Origin of the sequence: Paenarthrobacter nitroguajacolicus (genome assembly GCF_051027655.1) — a bacterium.
Lineage (GTDB): Bacteria > Actinomycetota > Actinomycetes > Actinomycetales > Micrococcaceae > Arthrobacter > Arthrobacter nitroguajacolicus.
The window spans coordinates 1,519,929-1,537,175 of record NZ_CP073234.1; the positions used below are offsets into that span (position 1 = coordinate 1,519,929).

Annotated in this window: 8 protein-coding genes; all 8 read left to right on the forward strand. The window is 63.8% G+C overall.

Annotated elements, in window-relative coordinates; genetic code table 11:
* Positions 1-95: 95 nt before the first annotated feature.
* The 8 genes from KCX59_RS07435 to KCX59_RS07470 all read left to right on the forward strand — a co-directional run bounded on the left by KCX59_RS07435 (position 96) and on the right by KCX59_RS07470 (position 17,231).
* Positions 96-6,194, forward strand: a complete 6,099-nt coding sequence (locus KCX59_RS07435; protein ID WP_179019127.1) for an Ig-like domain-containing protein — start codon at positions 96-98, stop codon at positions 6,192-6,194.
* Between the two features lie 70 nt (positions 6,195-6,264).
* Entirely contained in the window at positions 6,265-7,236 is a 972-nt protein-coding gene (locus KCX59_RS07440) for an AAA family ATPase (protein ID WP_091466258.1), read from the forward strand.
* Positions 7,237-7,278: 42 nt separating this feature from the next.
* A complete protein-coding gene (locus tag KCX59_RS07445; RefSeq protein WP_179019125.1) occupies positions 7,279-8,682 on the forward strand; it encodes a DUF58 domain-containing protein in 1,404 nt (467 codons plus the stop codon).
* Complete coding sequence (locus KCX59_RS07450) at positions 8,679-11,165, forward strand: transglutaminase domain-containing protein (RefSeq protein ID WP_178996516.1); 2,487 nt, start codon at positions 8,679-8,681, stop codon at positions 11,163-11,165. Before KCX59_RS07445 ends, KCX59_RS07450 begins: the two co-directional genes overlap by 4 nt.
* Positions 11,155-12,702, forward strand: coding sequence for an RDD family protein (locus KCX59_RS07455; RefSeq protein WP_179019123.1), 1,548 nt, complete (start codon positions 11,155-11,157; stop codon positions 12,700-12,702). The genes KCX59_RS07450 and KCX59_RS07455 overlap by 11 nt, the downstream gene beginning before the upstream one ends.
* Entirely contained in the window at positions 12,699-13,625 is a 927-nt protein-coding gene (locus tag KCX59_RS07460) for a PP2C family protein-serine/threonine phosphatase (protein ID WP_178996512.1), read from the forward strand. The genes KCX59_RS07455 and KCX59_RS07460 overlap by 4 nt, the downstream gene beginning before the upstream one ends.
* Positions 13,612-15,456: an FHA domain-containing protein gene (locus KCX59_RS07465; protein ID WP_179019121.1), complete on the forward strand. Its 1,845-nt coding sequence runs from the start codon at positions 13,612-13,614 to the stop codon at positions 15,454-15,456. Before KCX59_RS07460 ends, KCX59_RS07465 begins: the two co-directional genes overlap by 14 nt.
* Positions 15,453-17,231, forward strand: coding sequence for a serine/threonine-protein kinase (locus KCX59_RS07470; protein WP_179019119.1), 1,779 nt, complete (start codon positions 15,453-15,455; stop codon positions 17,229-17,231). The genes KCX59_RS07465 and KCX59_RS07470 overlap by 4 nt, the downstream gene beginning before the upstream one ends.
* The last annotated feature ends 16 nt before the right edge of the window (positions 17,232-17,247 follow it).

Here is a 17,247-nt window from a genome sequence, read left to right on the forward strand (position 1 = left end):
GTACGGGGGTACTGCGAAATGTATGGCCGCCGGCATCTGCCGGTTGGCTTGGAAGCCACTGGGGGGCGGCTGAACACAAAGGGAATTCTGGGGCTGTGACAACTTTCTTCGGCAAGCTGGGGCTGAAAAAGCGTCAAAACAAGAAGTTCATAGCGGGAACTGCTGCTACCGCGGCGGGCGCTTTGCTGATCACCGGGGCGATTCTGTACCCGGGGTTCAAGACCACCGAGGTGGACTTGAATGACGGCGGCGTGTGGGTCGTGAGCAAAACCAAGAACGCTGTGGGCCGGTTGAACTATCCGTCCCGCGTTCTAGATGGTGCTGTCACACCCGCTACCACTACCTTTGATGTGCTGCAGCATGATGGCAACGTCTTCGTGGACGACGAATCCGGCTCCACCATCAACCAGGTATCGGCAGCAAACCTGAAGCTGGGTGGCGATAAGCAGTTGCCGTCGTCGTCGCAAGTCAGCTACGGCTCCACCGTGCTCTCGGTGACCGACCCCGCCCGGGGCAAAGTCTGGGCGCTGTCTCCCTCCACCGTCAACGGCTTCGACGAAGAAGGAACCGAACCCGTACTGACAGGTTCCCCGGGCATGGTCTCTGCCGTGGGATCCGACAACCGGATCTACACAGCAGACCCGGGTAAGGGCGAAATCATAGTCACCACGGTGGACCTTAACGGGGAACGCACTGACTCACAGGTCAGCAAGGTGGACGAGCTCAAGGGCGCCGGCGACCTTCAACTGGCCGTGGTGGGCGATAAGCCCGTGGTCCTTGACGCCGCTTCCGGCAACCTCTTCCTGCCCGGCGGCCGCAAGCTTCAACTTCAGGATGCCCGCGAAGCCAAGCTCCAGCAGAGCAGTGAAGACAGCAGCTACGTCGCCATTGCCACACAGAAGGCCCTGCTGAAGCAACCCCTTGACGGGTCCACGGCAGCAACTGTCAGTGCGGACGGCGAAGGCATCCCTGCGGCTCCCGTTCAGGTGAGCAAATGCGTTCACTCCGCCTGGTCCGGCGCCAACAAATACGTCCGTGACTGCGACAATGACGCCGACGACAAGAAAAACGACGTCCCCAAGGCCAGTGCCTCCCCAAGCTACGTTTTCCGCGTGAACCGGGACTTGGTGGTCCTCAACGACGTGAACTCGGGCAGCGTGTGGCTGGTTAACCAGAACATGCAGCTCGTGAACAACTGGGACGATGTGGTCCCACCCAAGAACCAGTCCGATGACCAGGACCAGGAGTCGGCGGACAACAACACCATCAACGTCCTCCCGGACCGCACCAAGCCCAACCGTCCGCCTGAGACCAAACCGGACGAGTACGGTGTCCGGCCCGGCAGAACCTCCATCCTGAGCGTCCTGGACAACGACTCAGATCCCGACGGCGATGTCCTCACCGCGTCGGTGGGCGCCAACGGCCCCAAGATGGGTGCGTTGGAAAACATCTACGGAGGATCCGCCTTCCAGATCAAGGTCCCGGCAGATGCGAAACCGGGCACTGAAGTCTTCGACTACAACGCCGCCGATGGCCGCGACTTGTCCGCCGGCGGCAAGGTCACACTGCGGGTGGTGCCTCCGGAAGAGAACAAACCGCCGCTCTTCAAACGAGGCGAGCCCACCACCATGCTGGTGGAGCAGGGCAAGTCGGTCAGCCAGAACATCCTGACCGACTGGATGGACCCCGACGGCGATGACCTCGTCCTGCTGGATGCAAAGTCTGACAACGACCAGGACCAGGTGAAGGTACGCCGCGACGGCCTCCTGACGTACCAGGACTCCGGCGCAGCACCGGGCAAGAAGAACGTCACCATCACAGTGTGGGACGGCAGGGCCACTACTACTGGCCGCATCGTGGTCAACGTGCAGCCGCCGGGTGCCCTCGCACCGGTGGTCAACGCGGACCACGTCACTGCGGTGGTTGGCCAGGACCTGGTCATCGCACCGCTGAAGAACGATGTGGACCCCAATGGTGGCGCGCTTCGTGTCGCCCATGTTGAGGCCGCCGGCCCCGCTGAGCTCGGCCCGGTCACCGACGGTGGTACGTTCACGTTCCGGAGCACCACACCCGGCCCGATCTACTTGACGTACATCGCCAGCAACGGCCCCCAGAGCAGCCAAGGGCTGATCCGTGTGGACGTCGAGTCCGGTAAGGACGCCGGAGCTCCCGTCGCAGTCCACGACGTCGCATTGCTCCCGGTGGGCGGCAGTGTGCTGGTTGATCCGCTGGCCAACGACTCCGATCCCTCCGGCGGCGTGTTGGTCCTCCAATCCGTCACCGTACCCGACGGCTCGTCGGCATCCGTGAGCGTGATCGACCACAGCGTCCTTCGCGTTACGGACGTCCTCGGCGCCAAGGAACCGTTCGTCTTCAGCTACACCATGTCCAACGGCCGCGCCTCAGCTACCGGCACAGTGGGCGTTGTCCCGGTGCCGGCTCCCGCCGTCGTCGAGGCTCCCCAGCCCAAACCCGACGAAGTCAACGTCCGCGTGAACGACGTCGTGACCATTCCGGTCCTGGACAACGACACTCACCCGCAGGGCGAGGAACTGTCCGTGGATCCGGTGCTGGCGCAGAGCATCCCGGAAGAGGACGGCAAAGCGTTCATCTCCGAGAAGACCCTGCGCTTTATTGCCGGGCCCACGCCCAAAACCGTGCGGGCCATTTACAACGCGGTGGATCCGCAGGGGCAGAAGAGCGCCGCGGCAGTCACCATCCACGTCCTCCCGCTGGAAGGGACCCAGAATTCGCGTCCGCAGCCGCAAAACCTGACGGCACGCGTTGTGGCGGGCGGCAGCGTCCGGATCCCGGTTCCGCTGGACGGCATAGACCCCGACGGCGACTCGGTACAGCTCACCGGCATCGACAGCACACCCACCATGGGAACCGCGACGGCGGGCAGCAGCTTCATTGATTTCGTCGCCGCCGGTGACGGCGCCGGTACCGACACGTTCCGGTACAAGGTGATCGACCGCCAAGGTGCGGTCAACACCGGAACGGTGACGGTTGGCGTCGCGCCACGTGGCGAGGACAACCAGAAACCAGCTCCCGTCGATGACGAAGTCAAGGTCCGCCCTGGCCGCCAGATCGCTGTGGACGCGACCGCCAACGATACCGATCCCGATGGTGACATCATCCGGATCCTGACAGACAGCCTGGAGGCTGACGCAGGCCTCGACGCCAAGGTCAGCCAGACCAGTGGCCGGATTCTGGTAACCGCTCCCGCTGCGGAGGGCACCGTCAACGTTCGTTATTCCGTTGCCGACGACCGCGATGCCGTAGGACAGGCCAGTATCCGGGTGGTAGTCCAGAACGACCTGCCGTTGCAGGCGCCGATTGCCCGCGACGACCGCGTGACCTCGGCACAAACGCTCGGCAAAACGGCCGTGGATGTTCCCGTCCTGAAGAACGACGAAGATCCGGACGGCGTGGGGGAGAACCTCAAGGTCGCTACCGGTTTGGAAACTGCGCGTCCCGGTCCCGAGGGCAACGTCATTGTTGACCTCACTGAGCAGCCGCAACTGGTGCCCTACACCGTGGAGGACGTGGATGGACAGAAGTCCACGGCCATCATTTGGGTTCCCGGTATTGGCCAGCAGGTTCCCACGCTCGCCAAGGACGAGGTAGTGGAACTCGTCTCAGGCCAGTCCGTCACGGTGAACCTCTCGGAATGGGTCAAAGTCCGTGAGGGACGCTCACCACGCCTGACCCAGACCGACCGCATCAAGCTCATCGGTGCCGACGGCAGCGATCCCGTAGCCAACGGTGGCACTGCCCTGAAATACACGGCCGGTGCGGAGTACGTTGGCCCCGGCTCCATCAGTTTCGAAGTCACTGATGGAACAGGTCCGGACGACCCCAACGGCCTGAAGTCGACGCTCAGCATCCGAACCAAAGTGCTGCCCGACCCCAACAAGAACAACCCGCCGGTTCTGCTGGGCAGCGACGTGGAAGTTCCCAAGGGCGACTCTGCAAGCCTCGACCTGGAGAAGCTGACGTCGGATCCGGACTCGGATGACGTGCAGAACATGAGCTACGAGCTGGTGGGCGCAGCCCAGGGCGGCTTCAAGGTGAACGTGGACGGCAAGACGCTCAAGGTCTCCGCGGATGATTCCGTGCAGATTGGGCAGTCGGGCACCGTCCAGGTGAAAGCAAAGGACCGCCGCGGGCTCGAGGCTGTCGCAACGTACAAGCTGTCCCTGTCGGCCTCCAACCGGCCAAAACCGGTGGCAAACGACGATGCTGAACCCGAGGCGCAATCCGGGAAGCCTGTGACGGTCAACGTGTTGGCAAATGATTCCAACCCATTCCCGGAGACACCACTGAAAATCGTCTCAGCCGTCACCGAAACGGGCCAGGGAACGGCTGAAGCCGGCGGGGACAGTGTGACCGTCACACCCGCAAGCGGATTCACCGGAACCATGGTGGTTGCATACACAGTGGAGGATAAGACCGGCGAGATCTCCCGGTATGCCACTGCCCGCATCCGTCTGACCGTCAAGGACAAGCCGGCAGCACCAACCACGCCGCTTGCACAGTCCGTGGGCGACCAAACCGCCCTGCTCACATGGAACGCGCCGGCTGATCGTGGCTCGCCGATCACCAAGTACACGGTGTACGGCGAGAACGGCTTTAAGCAGGACTGCCCCGCGAATACCTGTACGCTGACCGGCCTGACCAACAATGTGAAATACCACTTTGCCGTCACTGCCACGAATGCGATCAATGAATCCGAGCGGTCTCCGGTGTCGGCCGAGGTCCGTCCGGACGTCAAGCCCGACACCCCGGTTGCACCCACGCTGAAGTTTGGCGACAAGCAGCTGTCCGTGGCTTGGGTTCCGCCTGCAAGCAAGGGCTCGCCCATCAAGTCCTACGACCTTGAGATCTCGCCTGCTCCTGCCGGCCAGAACCCGCAGATCCAGAACCTGACGGCGAACAGCCATGTCTGGACCGGTCTGACCAACGGGGTGGCCTACAAGGTCCGGGTCTTGGCCAGGAATGACGCCAAAGAGCCCTCGGAATGGAGTACGTACTCTGCTGCCGAAACTCCTGCTGGAGTGCCGGCGACCCCTGCGGCTCCTTCAGTTGCGGGTGCCGGATCCGTGGGCACGCAGAGCCAGTTGCAGGTCAGCTGGGCAGCACCGAACAACAACGGTGACGCTGTGTCCGCCTACACGTTGACCACCTACATGGGCGGCGCCGTCGTAGCTACCCAATCCGTGGCAGCGACCTCGCAGAATGTCACCGTGGCGAACTCCGAAGCGGACTACACGTTCACGGTCTCGGCTACCAACAAGGCCGGCGTCAGCGGTGTCAGCCAACAGTCGGCCCCAATCCGGGCTGCAGGCAAGCCCGGCATGGTGGGCACCCCATCGGCTGCCTTGGTGGAAACCAACGCTGATGGCGGCAAGATCCAAGTGACGTTCAATCCCTTGACGGCTGCGGAACGAAACGGAGCCAACGTCAACGAGATCAGCTACCGGTATGCATTGACGTCCGGAGGCGGCAGTGGCGCAATTCCATCCGGGGGAGCCGTAGTGCCGGCCGCCAATGGAACCGACACAGCAGTAGTGGTGTGGGCAGTGTCTTCACGGAACCCCACACCCGGGGACAGAAGCCCGGCATCAAACACCGTTAATCCCTATGGGCTTGCCGCTGCGCCGGTGGTGACCGGGAGTAAGAGCAGCGGTGTTGGCGACAAGACGGTGTCGTGGACCTGGAGCGCTCCCAGTGGCAATGGACGTCCCGTGACGGGCTACCAATACAGCCTCGAGGGTGGCGCGTGGACTGACACCGGCCAGAGGAGTTTCTCCACCACAGTGGGCTTCGACGAGACAAAAACTTTGCGAGTCCGCGCCATCAGTGGCGGCCAGGCTGGCCGGGTGGGCAGTGACACGTCACGGAGCGGGTCTGCACCACCGCCGCCGCCTCCGCCCACTCCGCCCCAGATACTGGCACACAACAGCACGTGCCCTGGCCAGCCGGGAAGGCCGGACACGTACAACCCGAGCGGCCCCACGTGTGGCGTTGGCTGGGTGGAACGGTCTTGGGGATGGATTGACGTCACCTGCAGGCAGGACATCTACAACAACGGGACCCCCTGGTACAAGCTCAGCGGCTCGCCGAAGAGCGGCTGGTTCGTGAAGTCAACCACCGTGGACCTTCGCAATGGCATGCCCCCTGTCTGCTGACCCATCGCCTGGCTTTTAGCAACAACTTCAACCCAACACTCCGAACACACCCAAGGAACAGGATCAACCGATGACCATGACAAACGAGCAGGCCGCGTGGTTTGCAGAAACGTTCGAGAAGCTCGTTGCCAACGTGGGCAAGGCCGTGTTGGGCAAGGAACACGTCATCCGGCTGACGTTCACGGCGATGATGGCCGAAGGCCATGTCCTGTTTGAAGACGCACCGGGTACGGGTAAGACCTCCCTCGCCCGTGCCTTGGCCGCGACGGTCCAGGGTTCGCATAACCGCATCCAGTTCACGCCTGACCTCCTGCCGTCTGACGTGACCGGTGTGACCATCTACGATCAAAAGACCCAGAAGTTCGAATTCCACAAGGGCCCGGTGTTCAACAACATCGTCCTGGCTGACGAGATCAACCGTGCTTCTCCTAAGACGCAGTCCGCGTTGTTGGAAGTCATGGAGGAATCCCGCGTAACCGTGGACGGCACTACGTACGAGGCCGGCCGCCCGTTCATGGTCCTGGCAACCCAGAACCCCATCGAACAGGCAGGCACCTACCGCCTGCCCGAGGCCCAGCTTGACCGCTTCCTGATTAAGACCTCCATTGGCTACCCGGATCACGCCTCCACCGTCCGGCTGCTGGGCGGGGCCAACCTGAAGGACCGTTCGAAGGACCTCAGCGCGCTGATCACCACTCAGGCCGTAGCGGACATGGCAGACCTGGCAGCCACCACCCACGTGGACACCGCGGTGCTCGAGTACATTTCCCGCCTCTGCGAAGAGACCCGCAATGCCTCTGAAACGCGGCTTGGTGTTTCTGTTCGTGGCGCTTTGGCCATGGTCCGCGCTGCGAAGGTGTGGGCCGCCAGCCAGAGCCGCAACTTCGTTCTGCCGGATGACATCAAGGAGCTCGCCCCAGTGGTGTGGACGCACCGTTTGGTGATGGACCCCGAAGCCGAATTCTCCGGCGCAACACCCGAGGTGGTGCTCAACCGCGTCCTCGCTGACGTCGCGGCACCGCAGCAACGCGCGAGCGCCTAAACACTAGTCCCCACCGCACCCAGCTCGAACAAAGGCCCAGACATGTCCTCCAGCACACCCCTGAACAGGGCTGCTGACTCGTTGAAACGCGCTACGTCCGCTCTTGGCGGCAAGATGCGTTCCCTGCGCGGCCTTGGCAACGAGCCGGGCAAGCGCCCCGGCCGGTCAAGCCAACGCAGCAAAACCAGCAAGCTCCACCCCGCAGCCGTATGGTCGGAAGCAGTCGGAACCGCAGGCGAATTCCTTGCGCCAGGGTGGAGCAAGGTCAGGGCTGTCTGGCTGAAGTACGTGTGGCCCGTCCTCGCGGTAGTGAGCCTGCTCGGGTGGGTAGTGTTGGCTGCCTCGATCGGTCTCTGGTGGGCGGGACAGGCATGGGGTTGGCAGGAAGCCAAGTCAGCTGCCATGGTGGCGTTCCTGCTGTTCCTCCTTGCCATCGGCTTCATCGTGGGCCGCTCGGCCTACGGCGTGGTTCTGGACCTAGCCCGCACACGGGTGGCTGTAGGGGATGACGCTGTGGGCAGCATTGCCGTCTCCAACGTGTCCACGAGGCCGTTGTTGCCTGCAGCGTTGGAGCTGCCGGTGGGTTCCAACACGGCCGTTTTCCATTTGCCCCGCATGAAGCCGGCACAGGTGCACGAGGATCTCTTCACCATCCCTACGGCCCGGCGTGCAGTGATTGTCGTGGGTCCGGTCCGCTCTGTTCGCGCCGACCCACTCCACTTGCTGCGGCGCCGCGTGATGTGGACCGACCCGGTGGACCTGTTCGTACACCCCCGGACCGTGTCGCTGGGGAGCTCGGCCGCAGGTTTCATCCGCGACCTTGAGGGCATGCCCACCACGGAGTTGTCCAGCGCGGATGTCTCCTTCCATGCCTTGCGGGACTACGTTCCCGGGGACGATCGGCGACACATCCACTGGAAGACCACAGCCCGCACCAATAAGCTCATGGTTCGCCAGTTCGAGGAGACCCGGCGCGCACACCTGGCCATCTCGCTCTCCATCAACACGGACGAGTATGACTCCGGGTCTGAGTTCGAAATGGCCATCTCTGTGGCCGCTTCCATTGGCAGGCAGGCCATCCGCGAGCAGCGTGAGTTGGATGTCCTGACCCAGAAGGGGCCGCTCCGCTGCGAAACCGGCCGGAACCTGCTGGACGACATGACCCGCATTGTCGGGGCACCCATGCGGAAGACCGCCGTCGACCTCGCGCGCACCCTTTCGGACACTGTCCCCAACGCCTCCGTGGTGTTCTTCGTAGTGGGCAGCCACGTGACAGCCACGCAACTGCGCTCCGCGGCCTCGTCCGTTCCCCCGGGTGTGCGGAGCCTGGCGGTCCGTGTCCAACCCGGAGCAGCGCCGTCGAGGGCCAACATCGCGGACCTGACGGTCCTCACGGTCGGCGACCTGGACGATCTCGCCATAGTTCTTCGAAAGGCGGCAGCATGAGCACCGCTCCTCATCTCCGGGTGCGTCCCCGCGCAGCTAAGGCAACCCGGTCCGCCGCCCGCGGCGCCGGAGGATCGATATTCGACGACGGCAGGCCAGCCTGGCATTTCGCCGTCGACTGTGGGGCGCTCCTGGTGCTGCTGTTCCTTGGCGTCCTCGGTTTCACCCTAAGCTTCGGGGGAGACGCCCACTACCTCATCGCCGGTCTGGGTGGTGTGCTGCTGGGGCTGGGCATCGCTGTCCTCAACGTGCGCTTCCGCCTGGGACTGCTCATCACGGCTGCCGTGACCTTCGGCGCCTACATGGTATTTGGCTCGGCATTGGCCGTGCCGGATTCGGCTGTCTTCGGATTCCTGCCCAGCCTCGACTCCTTGCGTACGCTCCTGCTGGGCATCGTGTTTGCCTGGAAGGACATGCTCACCGTTGGCGTTCCTGTGGGGACAGCGAATGGCATGCTCATTGTGCCGTTCCTCAGTTCACTGGTGACTGCTCTGGCCGCTGGTCTGCTGACGTGGCGTTTGAAGAGCCCGTACTGGCCGTTGCTGCCGGTGCTGGTCCTCTTTGTCACGGGCATCGCTTTCAGTACCAGCGCGGGTTTCCTCAATGTGGAGCGCGGCGTCTCGCTGACCATTGTGTCCATCGTGTGGGCGACGTTCCGCCGTGATGTGCTCCGGCGGAACAGCACCAAGACCGTTTCGGCCAATAGGCCGGGTTCCGACGCCGCCACCGCCCGCCGCGGCCAGCTCCGCCGCCTGGGGACTGCTGCAGCCGTGATCGTTGTTGCGGTGGGGGTCACCGCTATCGCCTCGCCGTTGGTGACCGCCAGCGACGACCGGAAGGTGCTCCGCAACACGATTGTCCCGCCGTTCGATCCGCGGGAGTACGTGACACCCCTTGCAAGCTTCCGTAACTTCGTCAAGGACGAGAAGGACAGCACGCTGTTCACGGTCAAGGGGCTGCCCAAAGACGCACGCGTCCGGTTGGCGGCACTGGACGCCTTCAACGGTGTGAACTACAGCATGGATCCCAACAGCTCCGGCAACTTCAGCAAGGTGGGCGATGCCCGGTCGCTGAACACCCTGGCCGATTCCGGGAGCCCGGTGGAGGGCACCAACTACACACTGGACATCACCGTAGAGGATTACCAAGGCTACTTCGTGCCTGGTGGCCGGCACACGACGGGTATGAGTTTCGCGGACACTTCGGGGGCCGCTTCCGGGCTCTACTTCAACGCCGGCACGGACACGGCCGTGACCACCAAGGGCCTGTCCAAGGGCGAGAACTACACCGTGCAGGTCTCGGACCCCGGGACGCTGGAGCACGGCCAGCTCACGCAGTACGACTTCGCGAAGCTCACGCTGCCGGAAGCGGAGGAAGTGCCACCGATCGTGGCTTCCCAGGCGAACCAGATTTCCGCGGATGCACCGACTGCCATTGACCGTGTCCGACAGATTGAGGCACATTTCCAGAAGAGCGGTGCTTTCAGCAATGGCCTGGTGGCCGAAGGGCAGCTCCCGAGCCTTCCCGGCCACAGTGCTGCGCGCGTCCGCAACATGCTCTCGGCCAAGCAGATGCTGGGGGACGACGAGCAATACGCCGTGTCCATGTCCCTCATGCTCCGCCACCTTGGTATTCCTTCCCGCGTGGTCATGGGGTTCTATCCTGACCCCAAGAGCCCTGAGAACGGCGCCGGGGATATCAAGATCACGGGTAAGGACGTCCACGCCTGGGTTGAGGTGGCGTTTGACCGCGTGGGATGGGTTGCCTTCGATCCCACCCCGCCCAAGGACAACGTGCCCATCCCGCCGGACCCGGAAAACAAGTCCAAACCCAAGCCGCAGGTACTGCAGCCGCCGCCCCCGCCGCAGGAGCCCGCTGACCTGCCGCCGGATTCCACCCCGGATGCCCTGGATGCAGACGAGAAGAAAAACAACCCGTGGCTTTTCTGGGGCCCGCTGCTCGCGGCTATTGGCGTGGCACTGATTCCGTTGGGGATCCTCGCCTTGCCGCTGCTGCTGATTCTCCTGCTGAAATCACGACGCCGGAAGGCCCGTTTCCGTGATGGCCACCCGGCCCAGCGGGTTGGCGCCGGATGGAACGAAGTGCTGAGCCTGGTCACCGATATGGGTGCCTCGATTGACACCAAGTCCACCAGGCGCGAGTCGGCCTCGGTCATTGCTGACGCGTTCCCCACTACCGGAACTACCACCACCCTGCTTGCCCACCGGGCCGACGCCGCTGTGTTCGGCGCGGGCCAACCCAGTGAGGACCAGGTCAAGGAGTACTGGGAGATCGTTGATACATCGTTGACGGACATTACGGGAAGCGTCGGCTTCTGGAAACGGCAGCAGGCACGGTTCTCGCCACGCTCGTTGCTGTCAGATGGCCGCGCGGCCCTTCGTCGCCGTCAACAGGGCACTACCGACCCTGCGACGCGCCGCTTCACGTTGCCGTTCAAGAAGGACACCACTGATGAGCAATGAGACAGAACTTTGTCCGGCTTGCCGGCATCCGGTTCGCCCGGGCGCGACGTTCTGCACGCAGTGCGGTTCACCCCTGAATAACCGTGGCGCCCGCAAGGAAGGCAATATCAACCATGCCCAGAAGGCGGCGTTGGAGTTCGCCAACCGGCATGGTTTCTCCGATCCCGGTAGTATCTCGGTAGTGTCGGCTCCGGCGTCGCCGATGCAGCACGGAGCAAAAACCATGCCGGACCGTATGCCTGGGCCAGGGGGAGGGACCACAATGACCACCAAGCTCGAATTGGCGCCCGCCTCTGCCGGGAAACGCCTGGGCGCAGCTGTGCTGGATTGGCTGGGACCCTTTGCCGTGCTTGCCACCACGTTCGCTCTGGGAATTGCCGGCATCACGCAGACCCGCCGCAACGGCTTCATTGTCTATGACACTGGCCTGTTGGTTCTCCTGGGGAGCATCGGTTTAGGCGTGACCGTGGTGTACATCTTTGTCCTCCTTGGTCTGGAGGCGAAGTCAGGAAATACCATCGGCAACCAGCTGATGGGCATCCGCAGTGCGGATGCTGATGGCTATGCGCCCGGCGCGGGTGTTGTTTTTGTTCGGGGGATCCTCACTGGCGGCCTCTTGCTGCTGGGGTCCATTGTTGCCGTCATCTTGTCGGCGCTTGGACAGATCGGACTGGTGTTGTGGATCGCCCTGCCGCTGATGTTCCTCGGTGTAGTTTGGGCTTTCCTTGTAGTCGTATCCAACGCCTGGGACACCAATGGCAAGCTGCGTGGCTGGCAGGACAAAGCGGCAAAGTCCTTGGTGTTCGATGTGAACGCCGGTCGCAATCCGGTAACCACGGGTGGCATCCAAGGTCCCTACAGTTTCGCGCCTATGGATCTCCCTCCGGTTCAGCCCGTCGCTTCCCCGGTCCCTTCCGGGCCAACACAGGGCGCGCGTCCGAGCGCGAATCCACTTCCGGTTCCGGCGCAGGCCTCTCCCGCGGCACCGGCTGGCCAGCCTTCGCATGATCCTAACCAGTGGCGCCCACCCACAGCGCCCTTCACGCCGGCACCCCGCACTCCGGCAGCGCACACACCAACAGCACCGATCGCACCAGCGTCATCGAGCCCCGGCGTGGTCGCACCACAGCAGGCACCCGCGGCCGCCGCCCATCCGGACGACGACGTGGAGCGCACCCAGATGCGCCCCGGCGCAGCCCGTGCCCAGGCCGTCCTGCGGATTCGGATCGACGACGGCCAGGACGTCCAGTTGGGCGGGTCTGTCCTCCTCGGCCGGAACCCGGCGCCGCAGCCCGGGGAAACCGTGGAACAACTGCTGCCAGTGGCAGACCCCGGCCGGTCGATCTCCAAAACGCATCTGCACCTGCGCGTTGATGGCGACGGCGTCTGGGTCACGGACCGTAACTCCACCAATGGCAGCGCTGTCACCACCCCTGACGGCATCCAGACCAGGCTCCACCCGGGCGAAGCGAGCTTTGTCCGTCCCGGTTCCACCGTTCACTTCGGGGACCGTTCCTTCCACCTAGGACAAGCATGAATTCACAGCCGGCCACACCCGCCAACGCCGAGGCGGGTCCCGCCGCAGGCGGATCCTCTTTTCGGCTCAGCTACGGGTACGGAACGGACCGCGGGCTTCGCCGCGAACTGAACGAAGACTCGTTCATTGCGTCAGACCCCGTCTTCGCCGTTGCTGACGGCATGGGCGGGCATGAGGCGGGCGAGATCGCCAGCGGCATGTGCGTCAGGGCTTTGGGCAGCGCCCCTGAATTGTCGGCCGGCGTGCGCACGGCTTCAGCGGCCGACCTGCAGTCATGCTTGCTGAAGGCCGACGCTGCCATCCGCAACGCAACGGGAGCGCGCGCCGGGACTACGCTGTCCGGCGTCGTGGTGGTGGAGCAGATGGGCCTGCCCTACTGGCTGGTGATGAACATCGGCGATTCCAGGACTTACCGCCTCAGCCAAGGGGAGTTTGCACAGGTAAGCGTTGACCACTCCGAGGTGCAGGAACTGGTTGATTCCGGGGATATCACAGCGGAGCAGGCTACCGTCCACCCTCGCCGCCACGTTGTTACCCGCGCCTTGGGTACCGGCGACGAAACCGAGGCCGATTTCTGGTTGCTTCCCATCCAGGAAGGTGACCGGATCATGATCTGCTCGGACGGTCTCAACGGGGAACTGGGCGATGACCACATGTTCCGCATCCTTAGCACCGTTGCCCATCCGCAGGATGCCGTGGACGCACTGATCCAGGCTGCCCTGAGAAGCGGTGGCAGGGACAACGTCACCGTCATCGTCGTGGACGCAAAGAACGTCCTGAACGACGCCGGCATCGCCACCACTGCGCCGCGCCCCGAGGTTGCGTCCGAGGTTGAAGAAGATACTCTTCCCCGGGCCTGGGTGAATGGCACCGACGAGGTCGCAGGGGATGGGCAGGAGGAAGGCGCCGATGGCAAGCGGTAACCACCTTTCGCTGAGCAGATATCAGCAGGGTGACTGGTTCGGTGTAGTGCGGAACGGAACCGTGGTGCTTCTGGGCCCTGACACGCCGCACGCACTGATCGACACCGTTTGGGAGTTGCTGGCGTCCGCACCCGAGGCCCACGAAGTCCTTCATGAGGTGACGGATGCCTTTGGAGTTTCCCTCAGCCGCATCCCGCCTTTCGGAATCATCGACTCAAAGGACGCACTTCGTGTGTTCCTTCGGGGGGATCTCGAACTCGTTGTGCAGATGGCCGGAGGCGAGGAACACCTCACAGGGCGTGACGTCACCACCTGGACTGAACGGCGACTTGCAGACGCCGACTCTTACAGCGTCCGGATAGGGAACAAGCCTGCCCCGTCTGCGGGAATTCCGACGTCGGGTGGAGGCCTGCCGCTGAATGGCTCGCCCCTGAACAGTCTTCCGCTGGGGGAGGGCGTGGTGCTCCTGGCCTCGCTAGAGGCCTCGGCCCGGGCTGCCGCCCCCGCTGACAGTAAACCTGAGGTCCGGCCCGCAGCCGTATCCGATGAAACCATGATTGGCTACGCGGAAGCGGACCTGGGCCTGACGATCGCACCGGGTCATTTGATCCCCGCCAGCGAACCTTCCAGCATCGAACCTTCCGTCAGCGAGCCCTTCATTGCCCGGGAACCGGCTGTTGCCGAAGTGCAGGCGGCCGTCGAGGAGAATGGCATCGCCGCGTTACCTGTTCCTGAGGAAGCGGTGGCGCCGGCGAATCAGGTGGCCGGGGAAGCGCCTGAGCAGGCCGGGGATGCTGTACCGGCGCAGTCGGTTTCTCCCGTGGATGCGGAGCTGGAACCAGCCAGCGGGGCAGATACGGAAGCATCCGAGGTGCCCGTCCACACGAGTACCACTGATCCAATCCTTCCGTCGCTGGAAAACACCACAAACTATGACCACCTATGGGACAAGACGGTGATGCGCAACATCGAGGACGCTGCAGTCCGCACGGACGAAGGGTCTGACGACCATGACTCGCCTGCGTCCGCTGCACCGGATGCCCCACCAGCTATGGAACAGATGTCGCCGGCGCCGGTGAATCTGTCGCCAACCCCGTCCGCCGAAGCACCAAGTGGCCTGATTGACTCCGTTCCCTGGCTGCGCAGCAGTTCCTCGGCCCCTGAACCGGGCAGTGACCAGCAGTCAGTTCCGTCCAGGCCCGTAGCCGATCCTGCGGCCCAAGTGCCGGCCGCTTGGTCGTCGGCTCCGGCGGCCATGGCCGCGGACGAGGACTCTGACCATGACGGACAGACCATCATGAAAAGTAGCCTTCCCCCCGATGAGTCCGGTGCAAAGGCTGTTGTTGGACGCGCGGAGGCGTCAGCCGTCAACGGGCCGAGCGTTTTGGCACGGATGTGCTCCCAAGGCCACGCCAACCCGCCAACGTACCCGCAGTGTTCGGTGTGCGGTGTTGCCGTTTCCGGCGACGCCATCCACGTCCCACGTCCAAGGCTGGGCCGGATGCGTTTGTCTACGGGGGAGTTGATTGATCTTGACCAGTCGCTCATCATCGGCCGCCAGCCGTCGGTTTCCCGCGTGCAAGGCGGCACCATGCCGCGTCTGGTCCAAGTGGACAGCCCTGGTGGGGATATTTCCCGCTCCCATGTGGAAGTCCGGCTTGAGGGTTGGCACGTCATGCTGTGCGACCTGAAGGCAACCAACGGCACCGTGCTCATCCGGGAAGGCCAGGCACCCCGCCGGCTGGCCCAAAACGAAATGGCCATCCTGCTGGACGGCGACATCGCCGAGCTGGGCGACAACATTTCATTGCGTTTCGAGGAGATTCTTTGAGTTCCAAGAGGCCCCCCGCGCCGCCTCCACCCATCCCGGGTTTCAAGTACATCAGCCTGCTCGGCTCCGGTGGCTTCTCGGATGTCTACCTTTATGAGCAGGATCGACCGCGCCGAAAAGTAGCGGTCAAGGTGCTGTTGTCCGATTTGAAGACCGAAGGGGCCCGCCGCCGTTTCGAGTCCGAAGCGAACCTCATGGCGCAGTTGTCGTCGCACCCTTACATCGTGACGATCTTCGAAGCCGAGATCACCGAAAACGGACACTCGTACCTCGCCATGGAGTACTGCTCCAGGCCGAGCCTCGACGTCCGCTATCGTCGCCAGCGCTTCAGCGTGGATGAGGTCCTGGCCGTCGGCATCCAGGTGGCTTCCGCCGTCGAGACCGCTCACCGGGCCGGAATTGTGCACCGGGACATCAAGCCTGCCAACATCCTCGTCACCGATTACAACCGGCCTGCCCTGACTGACTTTGGTATCTCCGGCACCATCGGCGCTGACACCGAGGACGACGCCGGCATGTCGATCCCGTGGTCTCCGCCGGAGCAGTTCCGCGGAGGTGCCGTTGATGGTGTTCCTGTGGACATTTGGGCCCTGGGTGCAACGCTGTACACGCTGCTGGCGGGTCGTTCGCCCTTTGTCCTCCCGGGACAGGACAACTCGCAGCGGGAACTGATCTCCCGCATCACCAACTCACCACTGCCCAGGCTGGGCCGTGCCGACGTTCCGGAGTCCCTGGAACTCGTTCTCGCCACGTCCATGGCCAAGTCACCGGAATCCCGTTATTCCTCGGCGCACGCTTTCGCGCTGGCACTGCAGCGGATCCAGGCTGAACTGAACCTGTCTGTGACGCCATTCGAGGTTCTGGAAGAACCCGGGCACGGGGACGACCAGCACCCGGACGACAACTTCGAGGAAACCCGGGTCCGGAGCATCGCTTCGATCGATCCCGACGCCTCAGGAACCGCCACCACAGGCTCAGCGCCCACTTTCCCGGCGCGAACCTTCCCGTCCACGGTTCCCGGAGCCACCCAGCAGCCGACACAACAACCGGCCCAGTCCGCCAACCCTCCGCAAACGGTCCCGTCCCACACGGGGCCTTCGGCCCCACCGCAGTTTCACGCTCCGGCATCGGGATACACGGCGCCGGGTTCGTACACTGCACCGGGATCGTACACGGCCCCCGGCAGCCAAAACGCTCCGGCTGAGCCTGACACGGCAGAGTCCACAGTGCTGCGTGGCTGGCAACCTTCGCGTCCCCAGGACGATCTTGGCGCAACCGTCAGCCGCTCCAACGCTCCCTCCGGGGCCTCTCCGGTCACGCAGGAGGATGCCCCGCAGGCAGATCACGGCAAGCGCAACCTGTGGTTTGCCGCCACTGGCGCGGCAGTGCTGGTAGTGGCCATTGTGGTGGGCGTGGTGTTGGGCGCTCAGGCGCAGCCCAAGGTTGCACCTACGGAAACGTCAAGCAAGCCGCCAGCAGACGCTTTGAGCGACGGCAGTGTTCCGGAGGTGGCGGGAATGTCCGCGGCGCGGGACACCAAGGACCGGAATATCGTTGTCTTCTCCTGGACAAACCCGGACCCGTTGCCCGGAGACACGTTCAAATGGCGGGTCAAGTCGGCAAAATCCGAAGGCGTCTATGAGACCACGTCCACTGGAAAGGCGTTCCTCGGCGCGCTGGCTGACCCACCCATCTGCGTGCAGGCAATTATTGTCCGGGCTGACGGCAGTGCCTCACCCGGCGGGCCGGATTCCATCGCCTGCCTGGACGAGTAAACGGCACATGAGACTT